Here is a 21,114-nt window from a genome sequence, read left to right on the forward strand (position 1 = left end):
AAACGCAGTTATTTTTTTCAAAACATTATACCCCCAATAGGTATATAATTTCAGGAAGGGTGGGAGAATTATGAGCACAAAAAAAACTGAAGTGGCGATTACTGGAATGACCTGTGCAGCGTGTGCGAATCGCGTCGAAAAAGGTCTTCAAAAATTGCCGGGCGTTTCACAAGCTACAGTCAACTTTGCCACCGAAAAAGCTTCGGTCGTCTATGACGATGAGCAAGCCTCTGCATCGGCAATGCAACATAAGATAGAACAATTAGGATACGGAGTGCGACAAGAAGAAATCGACTTTTCTATCCAAGGGATGACGTGTGCCAATTGTTCGGCGCGTATTGAAAAAGTATTGGGTAAAATGGAAGGTGTTCAATTAGCCAATGTCAATCTAGCCATGGAAACGGGGCACATTTCGTATAATCCCAACGCTGTCAAGCCTGAGGATTTTATCAAACGGATTCAATCACTCGGTTATGATGCGATTCTTAATCAGGAAAGCGATGAAGCCACCGACTACAAACAACAGGAAATCAAAAAGAAAACTCGTTTGTTCTGGATATCAGCCGCATTTTCCTTCCCTTTACTGTGGACTATGTTTAGCCACTTCTCTTTCACTTCCTGGATGTATGTACCTGATATTTTGATGAATCCACTCGTCCAGTGGGGACTCGCAACACCTGTTCAATTTTGGATTGGCGCTTCTTTCTATAAAGGTGCCTATTTTTCTTTGAAAAACAAATCAGCTAATATGGACGTTTTGGTCGCACTCGGCACATCGGCCGCTTACTTTTACAGCGTCTATTTAGTTCTTGCCAATTGGAATATGAGCCATAATATGGGGTTATACTTCGAAACGAGTGCGGTCTTAATCACGCTGATTATTTTAGGAAAAGTATTTGAAGCAAGAGCCAAGGGGCGTTCTTCAGATGCAATAAAAAAACTGATGAAGCTTCAGCCTCAACATGCATTGGTCGAGCGCGGAGACGAATTCGTTAGCTTGCCCATCTCAGAAGTTAAAACAGGCGATATTCTATTGATTAAACCAGGAGCATCGATTCCTGTTGATGCTGCTGTTCTTTCGGGCAATTCAGCCGTTGATGAATCCATGCTAACGGGTGAAAGTTTGCCGGTTGATAAAGAAACAGGCGACGCTGTGTTTGCAGCGACCGTCAATTCTAACGGCTCACTTCGCGTGCAGGCTGACAAGATTGGTAAAGATACCGTCTTATCGAATATTATTCGCGTCGTCGAACAAGCACAAGGATCTAAGGCGCCGATTCAGCGGCTCGCTGACCAAATTTCCAGTATTTTTGTTCCTGTTGTCGTAGGAATCGCAGTCATTACGTTTATCACCTGGTATTTCCTAGTTTCACCAGGAAATTTTCCAGCTGCTCTCGAAAGTACCATTGCAGTACTCGTTATTGCCTGCCCTTGTGCACTTGGTATGGCTACACCGACTTCCATTATGGCAGGGTCTGGACGTGCTGCTGAACAAGGTGTTCTTTTTAAAACAGCTGAGTCACTAGAAAACACCAAACATATCGATACGATTGTCTTGGATAAAACAGGAACGATCACCAATGGGCGTCCTGTTGTAACAGACTTTATTCCAGTAGCTAATTTTGACTTAACGGATTTGAAAAATTTGGCGGCTAGCGCAGAAAGTCAATCTGAACACCCTGTGGCGCAAGCCATCTCTGATTTTGGTGACGCTAACCTAAACGTTAGTTCGTTTGAAGCGATACCAGGACACGGCATCCGCGCAACAGTAGCAAATCGCCAAATCGTAATGGGCAATCGACGCTTGATGGAAGGAATCGCAATTGACGAATCTCAAGCAGAAATCTTTGAACGAGACGGCAAAACCGTTATGTTCATCGCAGTCGATGGCCAGTATGGTGGACTTGTTGCAGTAGCTGACACGGTTAAAGAAAATGCCAAACAGGCAATTCAGGAAATGCGCGATATGGGTCTACATGTCGTCATGCTAACCGGAGATCAAGAACAAACAGCAATGGCGATTGCTAAACAAGTCGGCATTGATGAAGTATTTGCAGGCGTTTTACCTGCCGAAAAAGCAGATGTTATTTTAAAACTTCAAGAACAAGGCCGACGCGTTGCGATGGCTGGAGATGGATTGAACGATGCACCTGCTTTAGCTACTGCTGATGTTGGTATGGCAATGGGCACTGGAACAGCGATTGCGATGGAAGCCGCCGACATCACATTAATGCAAGGTGATTTGCTGAGAGTGGTCGACGCGATTCGAATGAGTCGCTTAACTGTCCGCAATATTAAACAGAATCTGTTTTGGGCACTCGCCTATAACACAATCGGCATTCCAATTGCAGCAGCTGGCTTCTTAGCTCCTTGGCTTGCTGGTGCAGCGATGGCTTTCAGTTCCGTATCAGTTGTGATGAATGCGTTGCGACTTCAACGTGTAAAACTAAATAAATAATTATTCATTTTTGAGAGAGCCATTTCTGGCTCTCTTTTTTTCGATCATTGTTCTATAGAAGAAACAAGGGTAAAATAAGGACACATTCTTTTCAGAAAGCGGGAATTTCTTATTATGAAAAAAACCATCTTACTATTGATGTCCGTTCAGTTTTTTGTTTACTTAGGTTTCGGCATTATTATCCCAATTTTACCCGAAGTAATCGTTCAACAAGGTTATTCAGAAATCCATGTCGGTGGACTCATCACGATCTATGCCCTATCTTCTTTTTTCACTGCACCACTATGGGGAAGACTTTCTGATCGAACCGGGCGCAAGAAACTGATCCTTGTCGGTTTAGCCGGCTTTAGCTTGAGTTTTTTCTTATTTTCACTATTTCTAGATCATTTAATGTTATTGTACTTTTCACGTATTGTCGGTGGTTTATTCTCTGGTGCACTTTACACGGCTGTCACAGGCTATGTAGCAGATATCACCACAAATGAAGATCGCAATAAATATATGGGCTTTCTTGGCATGTCGATCGGTCTTGGGTTTATTTTTGGACCTGCAATCGGAGGCTTGCTCGGCTCTGTGTCTCTTTCGTTACCGTTCACGGTTTCTGCAGTACTGGTTCTGCTATTGATGGGCTATGCAAGCCTCGTCTTAAAAGAGCCTGTTCGTAAAGGTGAAGCAACAAAACGTGCGCTTTTGCCAAAAGGCTCTAGCACACTCTGGCAATTCCGTATCCGCTATTTATTTTTAATGTCCTTTATGGTTACCATCTTACTAGCGGGGTTAGAATCAACTTTTCAATTGTTTCAAATTGACCAAATTAGCATTACTCCACTTCAGCTTGGTTATTTGTTCATCGCTAGCGGACTGGTTGATGCCGCGATTCAAGGTGGCGTCGTCCGCCGCATAAAAGATGGTGCTGAAACAAAATGGATCATTGGTGCACAAGTCGTTACAGCTCTCGGCTTGGTTATTCTCCCCTTTACCAACAGTTTGATTTTCGCAGGTGTTGCACTAAGCATCTTTACTGCTGGGAATGCCCTTTCTCGTACTGCATTGGTATCACTGACGTCAAAAGAATCAGGGGGTAAGTACGGTACAGCTGCTGGATTGACTTATTCAATGGACAACCTAGGTCGCATTATTGGTCCTTTGGCATTTACGTGGCTGCTCACCATGCAAGCAGGGGGAATTTATTATTTATCTGCAGCGCTGGCACTAGCTAGCATCTTGCTCATCCTACTGTTTAAAGCTTCTACTAAATCTTTAGCCACAACAAACAAAGCCAATGCTTCTGCGTAATTGGCGTTTCTACTTAGCATAAGCATCGCTGCTAGCGGTGCTTTTTTGTAGTCGAATTTCTTCTAGCTATACAAACAAAATGATTAGCCACATTAAATGAAGTAGGAGAACGCCTGAATAAAGCAAGTTTGCGAAAAAAAGTGTATAACGCCATGTGCGGGATTGAATCTCGATGAATGGTGTAAAGAGGAAGCTGAAGAGACAACAAGACAATAAGATTTTGATGCCGAGGAGAGCTAAGGGAGATAATGACACTAACAATGGATTGGCTTCGTTTATAACACCAAATGAGAGACCTATGTAGGTCAACATCCCATCAAAAAAATTCAAAATGACTAAGCACCAGACATATTTTTTTAACGGGTTACTTTGCTGATCAGACCTCATGCTTTACACCCCATTTACTAGAAATACATGACCTTAGTAATGGGTTACCCTTATTTCTTAATTTTCAGACAATAAAAACAGGTATTTGTTCATATATTTTTTATACACCTAGGAATAACCGATCGATTCTATTAAAACCGAGAAAGCTACTATGCATGCCCCATGTCATTGATTTACCAAGAACTTGACGACAACAAACTCGCAAAAAAGCCCATCACTCTTCATGATAGGCTTTTTCTTTTGTATGATAGCGCTGATAGACGTCGTGAAACTCGAGAAAATGCTGCCAATCCTTTTCGAACTCGGGTTGGATGCAAGAAACTTGGAACAACTGACGCACTTTCAAATAACTGCTGGCACAATGTAACTCAAATCCTGAAAGATGAGCATCTTCGACTAAAAATCGAGTCTCTTCTATTATTTTAAATGTGCGAGACGTCGGGTAGCCAGTAGCCAAGTTTGGCCAGTCTTTCGTATCTTCTTTCATTTGTATAAACCGTTGTTTTAATCGTTCATAACGCGCAGGATACGCTTTTAATGCGCGATGCATGCTTTCTAATAAACTTGCAGAAAACGTAAACGGTACATCTGTTGCATAAAGCCCCAAATCCAAATAACTTGGCAAGTTGTCGTCTGGATCAATTTTATGGCTACTAAAAACGATAGCGACTCCACTTAATGTTCCAAGTGCTTTGCCACTCGTTGCTGTCGCAAGCCACACATTTTCCAATGACAACGGTACGGCACCAAAACTGCTAATGCAATCTAAACACAATTTCACATTTCGCTGTTTACATGTATCAGCTAGTATACGAAAATCATTTAATTGACCAGTAGACGTTTCGCCATGAGCCATCAAAACCCAACTGACATTCTCTTGTTCCAGCTGACGCGCTATTTTTTCCATTTGAAAAGCTTGACCCCACGCTTCTTCAACTACCTCAAATTCCATGCTTAATCGCTGTGCTTGTTGGACTAACCGTTTGCCAAATTCGCCATTTACTAAAATCAGCCCTTTGGAGTTTAGCCGCTTGATTTGCCCAAGCATTGCTTCGTTTGCTAAAGTGCCACTCCCTGAAAGCAGATGTGGAATCATTTCCGTCATTTCTTCGAGCATGCGGTCTACTTCTTGTCGAACTTCACGAAAAGCCGCGGACCTGTGAGAAATAGGTGCTTCTTGAAAAGGAGTAGCGAGTTCCGCAGTTAACGCCACAGGACCAGGTAAAAATAAGCGGCGCTTTGCTTGTAACCTCGCTGCGACAGAATCATTGTACTGATGACGTGTCGTGACCATTGGAACAAAGACAGCTGCGCCTGTCCCCATTGGTTCCGCAAATGCTCGAAAGCCCAGCTGTCCATACAGTTTCATCTGACGGACTGTTCCGGAAATCACTGCCGAGTCAAACCCTTGCTCGAGACAATAATCGGACAGGGCGCGTGCTAAAAGGAAAAAAACACGCCCATTCCGATGTTCTTTTCGAACGGCCAGCAAACGGATTTCACAAACCTTACCGGCATCTGGTAGGAACTCTTCAATAGATCCAATTTTGAGATCCAACGAAAAAGGACGTTCAGAACGTAGCGCAATCATTCCAACTACCTCCACTCCTGACAACACAATTAAGTAGGTATTTTGTTTATGAAATAGATCCGTGCGCGTCCCACTGTCATTTGCTTGGTGTTGAGGAATTTCTTCCACAAAGGTTTCGTAGTTTAAACGCGCAATGTCCTTAAATTCCGCCTCGGTTCGAGCAACTTTGCACCAATACATGATCTTCCGCCTCCCTTCAGCTTCTAAATGCATCTTCTACTTGATAAAGACTCAAATCGATATCAACAAGTTCCCCAAGTGCGAGTTTTGCTAGTTGCCCTCCCAAATAAGGACCTGCAGTCAGACCTGAAGCGCCAAGTCCGTTTGCCACATAGAAGTTTTCGTAGCCCGGAACTTGACCAATAAATGGCAATGCACTTGTGGTAGCTGGACGAAATCCGGTAGCAGCACCCGCCATTTCCGTTTGCCCAAGCCCAGGTGCTGCTTCTAATGTTTTATCTAGAATGTGGTGAATACCGCCCGCTGTTAATTTGTCATCAAAGCCTACTCCGTTTTCATGGGTAGCTCCAGCAACAATTCTACCGTTCGCAAAAGGCACAATGTATTGACCGTAAGGAACCATAGCAACTGGCCAATCGCCTGTACTCTGTTCATCTGCTTGCAACTGAAGAATTTGCGCTTTTTGTGGCACAATATCTAAATCTAATTCCAAGGGTTTGAACAAATCTGCAGCCCATGCGCCTCCTGTCGAGATGACTCGTTCTGCATAGATTTTTTGTCCTTCTACTAGAACGCCAACCACTTGTGAGTTTTCTACAAACAATTCAGCATCGCCGGTTAAACGCTCTGCTCCAAGTTTTACAGCCGAAGAAATCAAAGCGTCTCGAATGGCTTTTCCATCCACTCGAGCCGCTCCGCTGACCCAAAGCGCTCCATATTCCTCTGTCGCATACGGAAAAAGGGCTATTGTTTCTTTTGATGACAGTCTCTTGATGTCTCCCATTTCAGGTGCATCCACTCTTCGTTTATATGCTTTTTGCTCCATCTTATCTAGTTTGCTCTCTTCATGGATGCTAACGATGCCGACTTGTTTGTAACCCGTATCGGTTTCACCTAAAGCTTCAAGCTCACGAATCAATTCAGGATAATACTTGGCACCGCTTTTCGCTAGTCCGTACCATGCTTTGTTTCTTCGCTGCGAAATCCATGGACAAACGATACCCGCTGCCGCTCCCGTTGCTTGTCCTTTATCGCCTCTATCTATTAAAGTGACTGACGCTCCAGCTTTGGCTGCATGGTAGGCAGTAGAGGCTCCTAAAATTCCTGAACCAATAATAATTAATGATTTCATGTAAACACCCAGTTTCCAAAAGTCTTGTGTCTTCATTCTAATCCAGTCAGCCAAGAGACTCAAATCCATCTCATAGATTTAGCCTGATACGGATTCAAATTTAGAATTTCGGGTAAAGCTATTAGTAGTAATGTCAGCAGAAGTTTACCAGAGGAGGAACTAATCTTATGGAAAGAAGTCAATCAACTGAAAACCTATTGCCCATAACTTCTATTCAGAGCGGGTCTGGAGTCGAGATAGCTCCCGATGTATACTGCTATACCGTCCAAGTAGCCAATGTTTTCTTTATCGGCAATCCCGCTACCAGTAACGAGTGGGTATTAATTGATGCAGGCATGCCACATAATGCGAATAAAATCCTCGAGGCCGCAGAAAAACGCTTTGGACCTGAGCATCAGCTCAAAGCCATCATTCTAACACATGGTCATTTTGATCATGTGGGTAGTCTCATTGATATTTTAGAACAATACAAAGTGCCGGTTTATGCGCACCCTCTTGAATTTTCTTACTTAAAAGGCATCACTGATTATCCAAAGCCTGATACGACAGTCGAAGGCGGACTGTTGGCAAAAATGTCAGGCATTTTCCCAGCCAAAGCAATTGATATTTCTGCGCATCTCCATGAACTACCGTCAGATGGCAGCGTCCCAACAATGCCGGGGTGGCAATCGATTCATACACCAGGACATTCAGCGGGTCATGTCTCACTGTTCCGCGAACAAGATCGTCTTCTCATTGCGGGCGATGCTTTTGTTACGGTGAAACAAGATTCGTTGTATAAAGTTCTGCGACAGAAAAAAGAAATACACGGTCCACCTGTTTATTTCACAACAGATTGGCGTGCCGCTTGGGAGTCTGTCTGCAAACTGGCTGACCTTAAGCCTTCAATCGCTGCAACAGGTCACGGCAAACCAATGACTGGCGCAGCTCTCGCTAAAGGATTGGTTGATTTGGCAGAGAATTTTCAAAAAACCGCGGTGCCTGCTCACGGTAAATACGTCCACACAAAATAACTACCATTTATCAGTAGGAACAACTTGTTGGTTCCTGCTGATTTCAAAAAAGAATGACAATTCAAAATACAGTGTTTAGAATTTCGTAGTATGGGTAAATAACTATGATAACCTATTTTACTAAACGACCAATAACACGAAAAGGAGTTGAGCTTTTATGAGTAAGAAAGCATTATTTATTTCGGATCATGGCGATCCATTAGCTGAACTCGGTGGCAAACAAGCGGGTGGCCAAAATAATTACGTAAAGCAATTAGCACTCGCATTAGAAAACAAAGGATGGCAAGTAGACGTCGCAACTCATTGGTGCGATTCTTCAGCACCTCAAATAGAAACGTTCGGGGCAGCATGTCGAGTAATCAGATTGGAATCTGGACATAAAGGATTCGTGTCAAAAGACGAGATGTACGCAATGCTCCCTGCCTTTTATGAAGAGCTAAAAAGTACAGTAAATCTGGAATCCTATGATATTGTCCATACTCATTATTGGTTATCTGGTTTAATCGGTAAAAAACTGAAAAAAGACTTTGGATTGCCTTATGTACACACCGCTCACTCACTCGCATGGGCAAAAGAAAAAGCAACAGGAGTTCATGATCAGCGCCGGATGAATGCAGAAGGAGCTATTTTAAAAAATGCAGACTGTGTACTTGCTACTACTAATAACGAAAAACAATTGATCCAAACTTTTGTCGACTCTCCTTCTCCCATCAAAGTTATCCCCATCGGTGTAGACCAAGCATTTAAAGTACGCGGAAACCGATCACATTTACGCAAAAAATTCGGTTACCACAACCCTCTTTTTGTTTTTGCCGGAAGACTGGAAGTAACTAAAGGAATTTTTACACTGCTAAAAGCTTTTCAATTACTAGTAGAAAAAACGGGTCCTACCGATACACCTTATTTGATTATTGCTGGTGGAGATGCTGAATCTATCGATTTGGAAACAAATTTACCTAAAGACCAAAAATTGCGTGAAGCCGTTCGCGGGATTGAACATCGCGTCGAGTTCTTAGGTTCGCAGTCTCAAGAAGAGCTGGCATTATTATTTAACTCAGCTACAGCTACAATTGTACCAAGCTTTTATGAATCATTCGGAATGGTCGCTGCAGAAGCTCAGGCCTGTGGCAGTCCCGTTGTTGCTTCAGATATTGGTGGATTAAAAAACGTTGTTCAAGATGGTATTACCGGTCTGTTAGTCGAAACAAAAAATGAAATTGACTTGGCGATTGCGATGGAGGTCTTGTCAGCAAATGCATTATTAACTGAACGATTAAGTCGTCAAGCCGTGCAAATTGCGCGCAAAGATTTTGACTGGGATTCTATTTCCAAACGCATAAATACATTGTACGAGGTGATTATCGATGAACAGAGCAACGCATTTGTTGGCAACAGATTTAGACGGAACGCTCGTCGGTGATCGCAATAGTTTAAAAAAATTGATGGATTTTTATAATGACCAAGCTTATACAGTTTCGTTAATTTATATTACCGGACGTCATTACCAATCTGCCTTATCTCTCATGGCAGAACAAAATTTACCGGTTCCCCACGTGCTTATTACAGACGTGGGAACCGGCATTTACATAGGCGATTCATTAAAGCCAGACCTTGAATGGTCTGCATTCTTGGAAAAGTCTTGGATGCCACAACAAATAGAGGCAATTGCTAGAGTGATTCCAGGTTTGGTTTCGCAAAATTTGCCAATCACTACACGCTGTTCTTACTTCGCTTCAGATCTAGCTATTGTAGAAGCTTTTCGTTCACAACTAAATAAAGCCGGCATTCCGCACAAGCTGATTTACAGTGGCGGTCGTGATGTCGATATCCTGCCATCCGGTAGCGGCAAAGGACAGGCTCTTCAATATATTTTGGATAAGTACAAGCTAAATACAGCTAAATTGTTAGTGGCCGGTGATTCTGGAAATGACGTAGAAATGTTGACACTGGGTTTTCCTTCAGTCATCGTTGGCAATGCACAGCCTGAACTACTCAAACAAACTGAGCACCCGTCTATTTACCGGGCCAAACAAGAATTTGCAGGCGGCATTCATGAAGCTTGGCGCTATTTTTATACAGATTGAGCCTAACCCTTTAAGCAGAAATTTGTTTGAAGGGGTTTTTTCTTCGAAATTTAAGGTTCTAGGGTAAAGGTTTGTTTTTTTACCTATATGGTTTATATTTAGTAGGAGATCATTTTGTAATCAGAAGGTTTGCCATATTTAAAGTCCATGAATGTCAAACCACACAACAGGAGGAAATTGAGATGAGCAAAGTTTCGAATTTACAAAAAGAGTCCTTGGCTATGCTAAAAGAAACAAGCCGGACCTTTTTCATCCCAATCAGCTTTTTAGAACCCACGTTGAAGAAAACTGTTGGCTCAGCCTACCTTTGTATGCGCGCGATTGATGAAATTGAGGATCATCCCGAACTAGAAGATCAGATTAAAATTCAGTTACTGAGCACCATTCAACAAATGCTGGAAACAGATTTTAATGAGTCCCAATACTTGGAGCTTGTTGCTCCCTATGAAAATTTTCTTCCTCCCGTTACTATGCGTTTAGCTGACTGGATTAGTGTTTGCCCTGAGGAGATAAGAGGGCAAGTAATGGAATCTACAGCCATTATGGCTGGCGGCATGTCCAAATGGGTAGAAAAAGACTGGGTCATTAAAACAAAAGAAGATTTAGATGAGTATACGTACTACGTAGCCGGACTCGTTGGCACAATGCTTTCAGACATCTGGTACTGGCATGACGGAACAATAACAGACCCAGACCACGCTATCGCTTTTGGCCGAGGATTACAGGCCGTCAATATGTTGCGAAATTACGATGAAGATTTCGAACGAGGTGTGACGTTTGTGCCGGCAGGTTGGACACGTGAAGACATGTTCAATTACGCCAAAAACAACTTGGCTAAAGCTGACCAGTATGTCAAACCCATAAAAAACAAGCGAATTCTCATGTTCTGCAAAGTTCCGTTAGCTTTAGCACATAGTACGCTAAAAGCGTTGAAGTCCGGAAAAGAAAAGATGAGCCGGATGGAAGTCGAAGGCATCGTAGAACAGTTAAAACAAGAAGAACATTTAAGCTAGCCTGCTCCAGCCTGCTGTTTCTAAAGAGGCTGGATTTTTTGAATCTGCGGCTATGGAAAAGCCTGTTTTTCTTTTAATTGCATATTTTTAGACACAGGGATTAAAGGATTGTTGCATTTACTTGTGCAAGTTTTTAAAGTTAGGAGAATTCCAATGACAGTAACCATTATTAGTGTTCTTACGGCAGCCATTTTTGTATTAAACATTATGCTTGCAGCAGCGCTCGTATTTCTTGAACGACGAGATGCCTCTTCTACATGGGCTTGGCTACTGGTCTTATTTTTTATTCCAATTTTTGGTTTCTTCATTTATTTGTTTTTGGGCAGACGCTTGAGAAAAAAGACACTTTTCAAGTGGGAAGGCAACAAACGAATCGGTATCGAAAGCCTGATTGCTCATCAAATGAACGAATTGCACGATCACGAGTTTGAATTTAAAGATCCCAACACAAAAAAGTATTCCGATTTAATTTACTTACATTTAAGAAATAATGGTGCTTTGCTGACTCAAGACAACAGTGTTCAAATTTTTAATGATGGTCGTGAAAAATTTGATTCACTACTCAAGGACATCGCAACTGCCAAAAACCATATTCATATCCAATACTACATTTTCAGATTAGATGAATTAGGCACTCGGATTGTCGATGCTTTAACTGCTAAAGCAAAAGAAGGCGTGAAAGTGCGCTTACTTTATGACGATATGGGTTCACGTAGTTTAAGAAAACGGCATTTCAAAGAATTATTAGCAGCTGGAGGAGAAGTCGAAACTTTCTTCCCCTCAATTTTACCTATCATCAATCCGCGGTTAAATTATCGCAATCACCGAAAAATTGTCGTAATCGATGGCCAAGTGGGATATCTCGGTGGCTTTAACGTGGGCGATGAGTACATTGGATTAAGCCGAAAATTTGGGTACTGGCGTGACACTCATTTGCGTATTGAAGGCAGTGCCCTGCACCCTTTGCAAACACGCTTTATCCGTGATTGGAATCAGGCATCCGTACACCATGACATTGAATACGATGAATTTTTCTTTCCTGTTAAACCAGCGCAAGGAAATACGTCTATGCAAATCGTTTCTAGTGGTCCTGACGAAGATTGGGAACAGATAAAAGACGGGTACGTAAAGTTAATCAACTTGGCTAAAGATTATGTTTACGTACAAACACCTTATTTTATACCAGATGCTACTTTCTACGATGCGATTCGCATCGCAGCTTTATCAGGTATCGATGTCCGCATTATGATTCCAAATAAACCAGATCATCCATTTGTTTACTGGGCAACTTACTCTTACATTGGCCAAATGTTAAGAGCTGGCGCACGTATTTTCACTTACGATAACGGCTTTTTGCATACCAAAATGATTGTAACAGACAATAAAGCATCTACTGTTGGTACCGCCAATATTGATGTCCGAAGCTTTAAATTGAATTTTGAAGTGAATGCTTTTATTTACGACGAAAAGATATCGACTGACCTTGCCGAACTCTTCCATCGTGATATGAAGCTCTCGACTGAATTGACTTATGAAATGTATTTGGATCGCACACGAATGATTAAAACCAAAGAATCGATTGCCCGCCTGTTAGCACCTATTTTATAATAAAAGTGATTCTTTTTATAACTTTTACGAATCTAAATTGGCTCATAAAAAAAACGTCTCCGAAAAAAGGAGACGTTTTTTACTTTCTTAAATTCCTAAATATTCTTCTAATGTAATGTCTTGTTGATAGATTTCAGTCGCAATGTCTTTACCCACATATCGGAAATGCCAAGATTCATGCATATAGCCCGTGATGTGTTCGCTGCCTTCTGGATAGCGCAGAATAAATCCATACTGATGTGCGTTACTCGCTAGCCACTTGCCGCCTTCCGTATCACCAAACGATGCCGAAGCCCAGTGCTGTTCTTTTCCAGCTTCTCCAATATCAAACGTCAGACCTGTTTGATGCTCCGAATAGCCAGGACGTGCACTGTATCGATCTGCTGCTTGTTGACCATCCTTCGCTACATAGCTATCGTACAATTGCTTTTGTCGCGCAAAATCACGATATGTACTAAATCCGTGCAGATTGAGACCCGCTTCAGCCGCTGCTGCTTTCATTGTCTCAAAAGCCGATCGTGCTTCTGGTACTTCTCCAGGTGCATAAGTTTCAGGTAACGGATGCTGCTTGTTTGCCAACAGCACACCGTTAATAATGGTTGGCTCTTTCGGTAATTCAATGTCTTCTGAATAAACCCTAGCATCCGGTGCTTTTTCTGATGATTCCGGTTCAGTTGGATTTACAACTTCGTCTTTCGGCGTTTCTACAGCAGACTCTTCCGTCGACACGGCGTCTGTCAATGCTTTCATGCTTTGCTCGACATCTAAGTCGTGCATATATAACCATACTGCCGCTAATGCAGCCATAATCGCTGACACACCAATCACCGCCCATTTGATAGAGAACTTTTTATTTTTTTGATTTACGCGATTGATAAATTTCATAATAAGCCTTCCTTCTGTCGATTTCTATTTTATTCTATCATTCTTGCTGACGAAATTCTTCGTTAACAAGTCGCTTTTTCTCTTTGTTTTTTAAAAATAGCGATTTACTTCCAGAAGATGTGACAATGTCTTCTTAAAATTTTACTTTACTTGAGTTTTTTAATGGATTTATTAGACAAAAAAAGACCTCATTAATATCAACAAAAAGACCCCCATAAGTTTTTATCTCTTTTCGAATAACTATTTATAAACGCTTAAGGAGCTGGAAGCATTGGATCAACTATCAGAACATGATATCCAGGCATTGATGAATCAATTAGATACACTACTTGAAGAACGTATGAAAGAAAAATATGATTATCCAAAAAAAGCACAATCTCGCTAACGAGATTGTGCTTTTTCTATAATAAGATCGTCCCTAGAACGACAAAGAACAATAGGCCGAACACGACGGACATGCCAAGCATCCATTTAGCTTCCCGGTGCATTCCTTGTGCTTTCATATGACGATAGCGAAAGCTGTTTGTCAGAACGAAGAGCAAAGTCATGAACAGCACAGCTACTTCTAAATAGCCGAACAGGAGAAAAGTCAATGCTGTGACACTCAAAAGTCCAATTGCTATTCCTTGTACAAGTTTCATATTCATATCAGTATCTCCTAAAAAAGAAAGCCGGCAATAGTTGCCGGCTCTCTTTATTATTATTTTTTCTCTTCTACTGCTTCCAGTGCTTTTTCTGGATGATTCGAGTAGAACTTACGACCAATAAAGGTTTGGATAATCAGGAGAATCCCGCCGACTGTCCAGTATACCGGTAAAGCTGCCATCGATGTGAATGAAATGAACATGATCATAATTGGAGAAATGTAGACGAACAATTTCATTTGTTTTTGTTGCTGTTCAGGCATAGTCCATAAAGATACTTTTGCCTGGAAGAAATAGACCGCTCCGGCAATCAAAGTCATAATAACGTCCGGCGAACCTAGACTAAACCATAAGAATTCGTGGGCTTGAACATCCGGCGAATGCAGGATAGCAAAGTACAGACCCATGATGATTGGCATTTGGATAACGACAGGCAAGCACCCCATGTTTAACGGGTTTACTTCGTGTTTTTTGTAAAGCCCCATCATTTCCTGTTGCAATTTCATCTGTTCTTCCTTGTCTTTCGTTTCTTTCAAGCGCTTTTGAATGCCTTCCATTTCAGGACGCATAGCATCCATTTTCACTTTCATTCCCTGCTGGCGTTTGTATGTCCGCAGCATAAACGGCATTAATACTAAACGAATAATAACCGTAATCACAACAATTGCCAACCCGTAACTTCCACCAAACAAGTCACCCAAATAATTCAACGACACGTCAAACGGTTTAACAAAAACCGTATAAAACATACCTTCTTTGTTTTCTACCGCCGAACATCCACTCAATAAAACAACAGCGAACGCCATCATCATTAATAATGTAATTTTCTTTTTCAAATTAGTCACCTTCACCTTTTTTAACTACCTTGAAGTATAACGATAAGCACAACAAAATTCAATCCATGAACAGAACACGCGTGTAATTTTTAATTTTTGTGACAAAATTACGGCATTCCATTTGCTAAATTCATTTTAATGGCAAGAAAAAAAGGAGAATTTCTTCTCCTTACTTGGCATTTGGCAACGTATAGCGGAAATATGGAATGTGCTGGCTATCACGAAATTGCTTTGGTGTAACTTCCGTGTACTTCTTAAAAATTCGCGTGAAGTAACTTTGATTGCAAAAATGAAACTGCTTAGAAATTTCTGAAATGCCTTTATCGGAGTGACGAAGATAGTATTGAGACTCTTCTACACGACGAACGTTCAAATATTCAACTAGTGTAATACCCGCATGTTCTCTAAATATACGTGACAAATGGCTTGTTGAAATACTAAAGTGTTTGGCAATGTCTTCAACCGATAAATCGCGTTCTACTTCATCATTAATGTAAATAACAACTTTGTTGACTGTTTGATGGCCAAAAGAAGGCTGTTTGCGCTCAGAGATAATGGATACAAAAAACTCAATTAACTCATCAGCTACGAACATGAACTCTGAATCATTCATATGTTTGTCGACCAATTCCACACAAGCAGAGTTAAATGCAAATGCTTTTTTAGGCGGCACACGCATTTCATACAGTTTTCGTGCCATAACAGAAGACAGGATGATGTAATAATTACGGATCGATCGGATAATATCTTTTTCGGAACGAAGTGAAAGCATGTCAATTAATTCTCTTAATGTTTCTTTAGCACGCTCTTTTTCAAGGTGGTGAATTTCATACATTAGCTGTGTTTCAATCTCAAAAAATTTATCCAATCCATCAATTTGGTTTAAACTTTCTGTTTCATTCATAAAGATCTTTGAAATAGTTTCTTGAATGGATGGTGCTGTGATAATATTCATCGTTTCCCCGTCTTTCTTTGTACAAGTTTTTGCGGCATTATCTCAACTATATACTGAAATAAACTAAAATAATAGAGTGAAGCTGCTATTTTTGTATTTTATTTATGTAATTTGCTCTATATGTGAATTCTTTCTCTTATGCCTTCAGTAATGCTTTAATACAATTTTTATACTATATAAGACGATTTTACTCTTAATAAGTTTCATTTTTACTCACAAAACTTAATTTTAACAGGAATCCAGAGTAATCTATAGAAATCAGACTTACTGTAAATTCCTGTGTGGTAGTCATATCTGTTGTGCCACTACATTTTAACTAGCAGAATACAAATTTCCCTGTTATTCATCCTCGTTTGGTGGAATTAACGCACGGATATGGCGCGGTAATACTTCAATGATAAATGGAGTTGCGCAGCCTTCATCTCCATCAATATTACTGGATAAAGGTTCGTTTGTTTTAATCGATACTTTTGTCGTATGAATGACTTCTACTGCTGGATCTTCTTCTAACTTTCCTCTAAGTACTGAAGTTGCAATGCGGACAAAAGCTGGCAAAGCAGCATTTTTCACAATATATAGATGCAGTAGACCATCATCTGTTAAGGCTTCAGGAGCTAATTTTTCAAATCCACCTACTGAATTCGTTAAAGCGACGAGCACTAATTTCGCTTCTCCAGACCATAGCCCATTATCATGTTCAACTTCGAAATAGGTTTCTGAGTCAGCTGCAATGGCCTTTACCCCTTCAATAAAATAGGCCAACGCCCCCAATTTGGTTTTTTTTGCTGGATCGATATCATAAGTGGACTCGGCAATGGCACCAATTGCCAGTATATTCATAAAGAACTGTTCTCCGACTTTAGCAATATCTACACGCTTTTCATAACCCGTTTTAAGCGCTTCAATAGCGGACGGTGGGTCCAAGGAAATTCCCAAAGCTCGCGCAAAATCGTTGACCGTACCAAGTGGAATCAGCGAAAAAAGTGGCTCATGAGACTGTTCAGCTATTCCTGATACCGCCTCGTTAATCGTACCATCTCCGCCCATCGCCACGATGAAATCGTATTCTTTCTCACAGGCTTCTGTTGCAAAATGGGTAGCATCTTTTGCTTTTTTAGTTTCCCTTGTATCTACTTCGTATCCCATTGAGACGAGTGTCTTTTCAACTTGGTCGCGGTATTCAGAAGCTTGTTCTTTTCCAGAAGATGGATTTAATATAAACATTGCTTTTTTCATCATCAGACCTCCAATGGTATAATACACTTATAGTTGTCATGTGCCTTATGTCTGGGCAGACAAATTCTACAAACTGTAATTGTTAAAGAAAGTAGGAACCGTCTTGCGTATTTTCATTTATGTGATTATCTTTTTTTCTTTCTTCGACTTGTTCGCCCAGCTACCTATCATGAGTACGTATGCGGTGTCTTTAGGCGCCAGTCCTTTTATCGCCGGATTAGCAGTTGGTATGTATTCATTATCGAATACGTTCGGAAATATTATTTCGGGCATTTTTTCCGATCGAAAAGGCCCATTTGCAATTTTAGTCGTTGGACTCGTGTCGACAAGTACCACATTATTCATCTACTCCTTAATTGACGGACCCTATAGTTTACTCGCAGTGCGATTTTTGCACGGCTTAGCAGCTGGACTTGTAGTTCCCGCGGCCTTCACGTACTTAGCCAATCGAACAGAAACAGCTAAGCGTGGAAAAGGAGCAGCCATATCAGGCGCCTTTATCGGTTTAGCTGCGATTGTCGGGCCAGCTTACGGGGCTGTCTATACAAGTCGAAACAATGTTCCTGAAACGATGCTTCTAACCGGAACGATGATTTTCCTTGTTGGCGTAGCGGCCTTTTTAGTATTGCGTCGAACCGCCGTAACAAAACACAAAACTATCAAAAACTCTGCGTCTTTGATAGATATTCTAAAAAATATCGGATTGATTCGTTCTTTTTCAGGTGCCTTTTTCCTGATGTTCTCACAAGGTGTGCTGGCTTATATGTTGCCACTTAAAGTTGATATCCTTGGATTCGATTCTCAACTTAGCGGCTTGTTGTTGAGCACCTTCGGAATTTCTGCAATCTTAGTATTTCTGCTCCCAACCAACCGAATTTTTGACATCGTTAAACCCATTTATACGTTAATCGCTGGATTTACCATCATGGGAGTTTCATTATTCTTTGTAAGTTTGGTGTCAACCGAACTGTTGCTTTATGTGGGTATGTGTTTTTATGGACTTGGATTTGCTTTGCTGTTTCCGTCCATCAATTCCATTTTAATCGATTCGACCAGCACTTCGTCTCGCGGAAGATCCTATGGTTACTTTTACGCCTTTTTCTCTGCTGGTGTCGTTATCGGTTCTGGTATTACAGGGGCTTTAGCCCTCAATCCCAATCAAGGATTTATTGTCAGTGGCTCTTTATTAGTTGCTTCTGCTTTACTTAATGTGCTGACTTTAAAGAAATAATCGGTAGTAAAAGGGGCTGTCCCAAAAAGTCATGAAACATGACTTTTGACGACAGCCCTTTTGTCTTTTTGTTGCAAAAACAGCTGGAGAAGATTAGGTATGTTTTCTCCACTAATTTTGGTTTCAGAAACGTACGTGAAAGCTTCTTATCTTTATAAATTATCTGTGTTAATTTTGGTTTCTGGAGTAGCAGACTTCGTGTTTTCAGCCTTCTCGCTACCAGCGTCGTTTGATGACAACTTCACATCACTAGTTTCGTTGTCTTTCTTTTTTTGTTGTTGTTCGTTGTAGTACTGGATGCTTGCGGCTGCTCCACCTTCTGCTACCATTTTTTCTTCTCGATCTTCTGTAGTGTCTGAGACGTTATCGTCATTTGCAGTTGAATGATCGTTTTTGTTCAAATTTTGTGATTCCATGTAAGAATTCACCTTCACTTTCGTATCATTAAAAGCCTTAGTGGCTTTTTCACGATTTTCAGGATTTTTAAAATATGCATATGCTCCAGCAGCTAAACCTGCTAATAAGAGACCTCTTCCTCTTGCCATTTACAGCACTCCTTTATTCGTTTTTTTCAATACTTACTATTTACCCCGCTTTTCACAAAGCTAATCCTAAATTAGATGTCAAAAGTATTACAGTTAATTACGCGTCCACTTCATGTCAACGTGCGGGATCCCATCTTCGTCATAGCTTTCTGAAGTAGGTTGGAATCCAAAAGATTGATAGAACTCTTGCAAGTATACTTGTCCTTGCAATTGAATTGCCTGCGCCTGCCATTGTTCCGAAATATAGTCGATGCTCTTTTCGAGCAATTGTTTGGCTAAACCGCGTCCTCTTGCCTCTTCATGCACGATAACACGACCAATTGACGGAAATTCATACTTAAGACCAGCCGGAACTAATCGCGCATAGGCCAATATCGCATCATTTTCACTGTAAAGTAAATGAATAGATTGCTGGTCCAAACCATCTATTTCTGGGTAAGGACAGTTTTGTTCAACTACAAATACATCAACTCGCAACTTTAGCACATCATATAATATCCGTGCTGATAAATCATCAAACTGATAAATTTTAAAATCCATATCTTAATAGTCCCCCCTTTACCTCTATTATTCCACATTAGTGGCTATTCACCTTTATTTTTGATATGATTGCAGAAAGAATTTCAGAGGTGATTACATGATTCGTACCGGTACATCTGCAGATATCTCATCTGTTCAAGAGATCGCCAAAGTAAGTTGGAATGATACGTATGCAGGAATCATTCCCTCTACTGTTCAAGAAAGTTTTCTCGATAAATCCTATTCTACTCCGATGATGGAGATGCGTTTAAAAAGAACCATTTTATTACTGGCGGAACACGAAGGGCAGCCTGTTGGTTTTGCCAACTTCACGAAAGTCGATGAGGATGGCGATGCTGAGCTAATCGCTATTTACATGAAACCAGAATTTCAACGTTCCGGCTACGGCAAGCAATTATTTGACAGTGGTTTAAGCCATCTTGCTAATGGCCATCAGTTATTTGTCTATGTTGAAAGTGAAAATACAAAGGGTCGCAACTTCTATGAAACGAACGGCTTCAAGTTTTTGGAGGAATTCGAAGAATTATTCGAAGGACATCCTTTGCAAACTGCCAAATACGTTTACTACTTAAAAACAGCCGCCTTGTAGAGGTAGCTGTTTTTAAAAATTCAATAAAAAAGACGTTCAGGCGATTTCAGCCTGAACGTCTTTTTTATTTGTGGAACACTCCTATAGTGGACGGTAAGGGGTGTCATCATCATTACGTATTGTTGTATCGTCGTTACGTAATGAATCTTCTTTGCGGTGCAACTGATCTTCTTGGTATTTAAAATCATCACCACGTAAATTCTGATTTGACTCTATCCGAGGTTTTCGGACAAAACACATAATGGCAGCGATGTAAAACAGAATAGACGTTAATGACAACAATCCCGCAAACAATCCTGCAATAATAAAGAATACGCCAGCAATCGATGCTTTCCCTTTTTTACGAAGATTGATTAGCGCCACAATCGCCAAAATTGTACTTAGCGCCAATAATGCAATCGTTACCCATCCCACAACATTAAAACCTGAAGACATCATATCTAGCATTAACTGTACATCCTCTGGATTTGTTATTGTCGGATCTGCTAACATTTCCTCTTCCATGAATTGTCGCATCTCTGGCATAGTCGAATAACTGACCATCGCAAAACCGATTAAAGCCATTGCTAAAATGTTAAAAACAATTCCAATAATACCTAATACTTTTTCACCCGCTCGATTCACGGTGTTCTGAATCATGCGATTCACCTCTTTCTTTTGAGTTCTTAAGCTAGTATACGTAATAATTGCAGAGTTTAGTTGCTTACTTTATGCTTTTCCCTTAATTAAATTAATAAAACCTGTTTAAACAGCTCTCTTCTGGGTATTTTATTAATAACAAAGATTTGAAAGGGGTTCTAAAAAATGGAAAAAAATCTAATTTTTAGTCAAGCAGATTTTATGTACGGAGTTGGTGGAGCATCAGTCTTGACAGCCATCGTTCTTTTTATA

20 protein-coding genes are annotated in these 21,114 nt (G+C 40.8%); 9 read left to right on the forward strand and 11 right to left on the reverse strand.

Features of this window, described 5'->3' with window-relative positions:
• Positions 1–70 precede the first annotated feature (70 nt).
• Both FQ085_RS08580 and FQ085_RS08585 read left to right on the forward strand, forming a co-directional pair.
• The gene (locus FQ085_RS08580) at positions 71–2,458 is read left to right on the forward strand and encodes a heavy metal translocating P-type ATPase (protein WP_149456389.1); all 2,388 of its coding nucleotides are present in this window, start codon (positions 71–73) and stop codon (positions 2,456–2,458) included.
• Positions 2,459–2,572: 114 nt separating this feature from the next.
• A complete protein-coding gene (locus tag FQ085_RS08585) occupies positions 2,573–3,754 on the forward strand; it encodes an MFS transporter (RefSeq protein ID WP_058386392.1) in 1,182 nt (393 codons plus the stop codon).
• Positions 3,755–3,820: 66 nt separating this feature from the next.
• Here FQ085_RS08585 and FQ085_RS18440 read toward each other — a convergent pair whose 3' ends face one another.
• The 3 genes from FQ085_RS18440 to FQ085_RS08595 all read right to left on the reverse strand — a co-directional run bounded on the left by FQ085_RS18440 (position 3,821) and on the right by FQ085_RS08595 (position 7,044).
• A complete protein-coding gene (locus FQ085_RS18440) occupies positions 3,821–4,141 on the reverse strand; it encodes a DUF5658 family protein (RefSeq protein WP_223145202.1) in 321 nt (106 codons plus the stop codon).
• Positions 4,142–4,355: 214 nt separating this feature from the next.
• On the reverse strand, positions 4,356–5,912 hold the full coding sequence (locus FQ085_RS08590; protein WP_058386393.1) for a GNAT family N-acetyltransferase: 1,557 nt from the start codon (positions 5,910–5,912) through the stop codon (positions 4,356–4,358).
• A 16-nt stretch (positions 5,913–5,928) separates the two neighbouring features.
• Positions 5,929–7,044, reverse strand: coding sequence for an NAD(P)/FAD-dependent oxidoreductase (locus FQ085_RS08595; RefSeq protein WP_149456534.1), 1,116 nt, complete (start codon positions 7,042–7,044; stop codon positions 5,929–5,931).
• Positions 7,045–7,211: 167 nt separating this feature from the next.
• On the opposite strand from FQ085_RS08595, the gene FQ085_RS08600 reads away from it, so the two are divergent.
• The 5 genes from FQ085_RS08600 to cls all read left to right on the forward strand — a co-directional run bounded on the left by FQ085_RS08600 (position 7,212) and on the right by cls (position 12,762).
• Positions 7,212–8,057 carry an MBL fold metallo-hydrolase gene (locus FQ085_RS08600; protein ID WP_149456390.1) on the forward strand — a complete coding sequence of 282 codons (846 nt, stop codon included), beginning with the start codon at positions 7,212–7,214 and terminating at the stop codon, positions 8,055–8,057.
• A 157-nt stretch (positions 8,058–8,214) separates the two neighbouring features.
• Entirely contained in the window at positions 8,215–9,477 is a 1,263-nt protein-coding gene (locus FQ085_RS08605) for a glycosyltransferase (protein WP_149456391.1), read from the forward strand.
• Complete coding sequence (locus FQ085_RS08610; RefSeq protein WP_149456392.1) at positions 9,422–10,141, forward strand: HAD-IIB family hydrolase; 720 nt, start codon at positions 9,422–9,424, stop codon at positions 10,139–10,141. The genes FQ085_RS08605 and FQ085_RS08610 overlap by 56 nt, the downstream gene beginning before the upstream one ends.
• Positions 10,142–10,323: 182 nt before the next feature.
• Positions 10,324–11,154, forward strand: a complete 831-nt coding sequence (locus FQ085_RS08615) for a squalene/phytoene synthase family protein (protein ID WP_149456393.1) — start codon at positions 10,324–10,326, stop codon at positions 11,152–11,154.
• A 153-nt stretch (positions 11,155–11,307) separates the two neighbouring features.
• On the forward strand, positions 11,308–12,762 hold the full coding sequence (gene cls / locus FQ085_RS08620) for a cardiolipin synthase (RefSeq protein ID WP_149456394.1): 1,455 nt from the start codon (positions 11,308–11,310) through the stop codon (positions 12,760–12,762).
• A gap of 87 nt (positions 12,763–12,849) precedes the next feature.
• Here the strand turns inward: cls and FQ085_RS08625 are convergent, their stop codons facing one another.
• The 5 genes from FQ085_RS08625 to FQ085_RS08645 form a co-directional block, all read right to left on the reverse strand.
• A complete protein-coding gene (locus FQ085_RS08625; RefSeq protein ID WP_149456395.1) occupies positions 12,850–13,647 on the reverse strand; it encodes a M15 family metallopeptidase in 798 nt (265 codons plus the stop codon).
• Between the two features lie 401 nt (positions 13,648–14,048).
• Positions 14,049–14,294: a hypothetical protein gene (locus tag FQ085_RS08630; protein WP_058386400.1), complete on the reverse strand. Its 246-nt coding sequence runs from the start codon at positions 14,292–14,294 to the stop codon at positions 14,049–14,051.
• Positions 14,295–14,347: 53 nt separating this feature from the next.
• The gene (gene yidC, locus FQ085_RS08635) at positions 14,348–15,127 is read right to left on the reverse strand and encodes a membrane protein insertase YidC (protein WP_149456396.1); all 780 of its coding nucleotides are present in this window, start codon (positions 15,125–15,127) and stop codon (positions 14,348–14,350) included.
• A gap of 169 nt (positions 15,128–15,296) precedes the next feature.
• Entirely contained in the window at positions 15,297–16,082 is a 786-nt protein-coding gene (locus tag FQ085_RS08640; protein ID WP_058386402.1) for an AraC family transcriptional regulator, read from the reverse strand.
• 339 nt (positions 16,083–16,421) lie between these two features.
• Positions 16,422–17,318 (reverse strand): diacylglycerol/lipid kinase family protein, encoded by an 897-nt coding sequence (locus tag FQ085_RS08645; protein ID WP_149456397.1) that lies wholly within the window; start codon positions 17,316–17,318, stop codon positions 16,422–16,424.
• Positions 17,319–17,421: 103 nt separating this feature from the next.
• Between FQ085_RS08645 and FQ085_RS08650 the strand changes: the two genes are divergently transcribed.
• Entirely contained in the window at positions 17,422–18,549 is a 1,128-nt protein-coding gene (locus FQ085_RS08650; RefSeq protein ID WP_149456398.1) for an MFS transporter, read from the forward strand.
• A gap of 152 nt (positions 18,550–18,701) precedes the next feature.
• Here the strand turns inward: FQ085_RS08650 and FQ085_RS08655 are convergent, their stop codons facing one another.
• The gene (locus FQ085_RS08655) at positions 18,702–19,094 is read right to left on the reverse strand and encodes a hypothetical protein (protein ID WP_071153525.1); all 393 of its coding nucleotides are present in this window, start codon (positions 19,092–19,094) and stop codon (positions 18,702–18,704) included.
• A gap of 93 nt (positions 19,095–19,187) precedes the next feature.
• The gene (locus tag FQ085_RS08660; RefSeq protein WP_149456399.1) at positions 19,188–19,634 is read right to left on the reverse strand and encodes a GNAT family N-acetyltransferase; all 447 of its coding nucleotides are present in this window, start codon (positions 19,632–19,634) and stop codon (positions 19,188–19,190) included.
• A 97-nt stretch (positions 19,635–19,731) separates the two neighbouring features.
• Between FQ085_RS08660 and FQ085_RS08665 the strand changes: the two genes are divergently transcribed.
• On the forward strand, positions 19,732–20,223 hold the full coding sequence (locus tag FQ085_RS08665; RefSeq protein WP_078080108.1) for a GNAT family N-acetyltransferase: 492 nt from the start codon (positions 19,732–19,734) through the stop codon (positions 20,221–20,223).
• An 81-nt stretch (positions 20,224–20,304) separates the two neighbouring features.
• Here the strand turns inward: FQ085_RS08665 and FQ085_RS08670 are convergent, their stop codons facing one another.
• Positions 20,305–20,862 carry a DUF4064 domain-containing protein gene (locus FQ085_RS08670; protein WP_149456400.1) on the reverse strand — a complete coding sequence of 186 codons (558 nt, stop codon included), beginning with the start codon at positions 20,860–20,862 and terminating at the stop codon, positions 20,305–20,307.
• Positions 20,863–21,114: the final 252 nt, after the last annotated feature.

Source organism: Planococcus sp. ANT_H30 (genome assembly GCF_008369335.1).
GTDB lineage: Bacteria > Bacillota > Bacilli > Bacillales_A > Planococcaceae > Planococcus > Planococcus kocurii.

What these genes read in the sequence shown, in the direction of transcription:
- FQ085_RS08580 (WP_149456389.1), top strand. Translation starts at nt 71, where the DNA reads ATGAGCACAAAAAAAACTGAAGTGGCGATTACTGGAATGACCTGTGCA.
- cls (WP_149456394.1), top strand. Translation starts at nt 11,308, where the DNA reads ATGACAGTAACCATTATTAGTGTTCTTACGGCAGCCATTTTTGTATTA.
- FQ085_RS08670 (WP_149456400.1), bottom strand. Translation starts at nt 20,862, where the DNA reads ATGATTCAGAACACCGTGAATCGAGCGGGTGAAAAAGTATTAGGTATT.
- FQ085_RS08615 (WP_149456393.1), top strand. Translation starts at nt 10,324, where the DNA reads ATGAGCAAAGTTTCGAATTTACAAAAAGAGTCCTTGGCTATGCTAAAA.
- FQ085_RS08625 (WP_149456395.1), bottom strand. Translation starts at nt 13,647, where the DNA reads ATGAAATTTATCAATCGCGTAAATCAAAAAAATAAAAAGTTCTCTATC.
- FQ085_RS08585 (WP_058386392.1), top strand. Translation starts at nt 2,573, where the DNA reads ATGAAAAAAACCATCTTACTATTGATGTCCGTTCAGTTTTTTGTTTAC.
- FQ085_RS08605 (WP_149456391.1), top strand. Translation starts at nt 8,215, where the DNA reads ATGAGTAAGAAAGCATTATTTATTTCGGATCATGGCGATCCATTAGCT.
- FQ085_RS08655 (WP_071153525.1), bottom strand. Translation starts at nt 19,094, where the DNA reads ATGGCAAGAGGAAGAGGTCTCTTATTAGCAGGTTTAGCTGCTGGAGCA.
- FQ085_RS18440 (WP_223145202.1), bottom strand. Translation starts at nt 4,141, where the DNA reads ATGAGGTCTGATCAGCAAAGTAACCCGTTAAAAAAATATGTCTGGTGC.
- FQ085_RS08640 (WP_058386402.1), bottom strand. Translation starts at nt 16,082, where the DNA reads ATGAATATTATCACAGCACCATCCATTCAAGAAACTATTTCAAAGATC.
- FQ085_RS08595 (WP_149456534.1), bottom strand. Translation starts at nt 7,044, where the DNA reads ATGAAATCATTAATTATTATTGGTTCAGGAATTTTAGGAGCCTCTACT.
- FQ085_RS08610 (WP_149456392.1), top strand. Translation starts at nt 9,422, where the DNA reads ATGAACAGAGCAACGCATTTGTTGGCAACAGATTTAGACGGAACGCTC.
- FQ085_RS08630 (WP_058386400.1), bottom strand. Translation starts at nt 14,294, where the DNA reads ATGAATATGAAACTTGTACAAGGAATAGCAATTGGACTTTTGAGTGTC.
- FQ085_RS08590 (WP_058386393.1), bottom strand. Translation starts at nt 5,912, where the DNA reads ATGTATTGGTGCAAAGTTGCTCGAACCGAGGCGGAATTTAAGGACATT.
- FQ085_RS08665 (WP_078080108.1), top strand. Translation starts at nt 19,732, where the DNA reads ATGATTCGTACCGGTACATCTGCAGATATCTCATCTGTTCAAGAGATC.
- FQ085_RS08660 (WP_149456399.1), bottom strand. Translation starts at nt 19,634, where the DNA reads ATGGATTTTAAAATTTATCAGTTTGATGATTTATCAGCACGGATATTA.
- FQ085_RS08600 (WP_149456390.1), top strand. Translation starts at nt 7,212, where the DNA reads ATGGAAAGAAGTCAATCAACTGAAAACCTATTGCCCATAACTTCTATT.
- FQ085_RS08645 (WP_149456397.1), bottom strand. Translation starts at nt 17,318, where the DNA reads ATGAAAAAAGCAATGTTTATATTAAATCCATCTTCTGGAAAAGAACAA.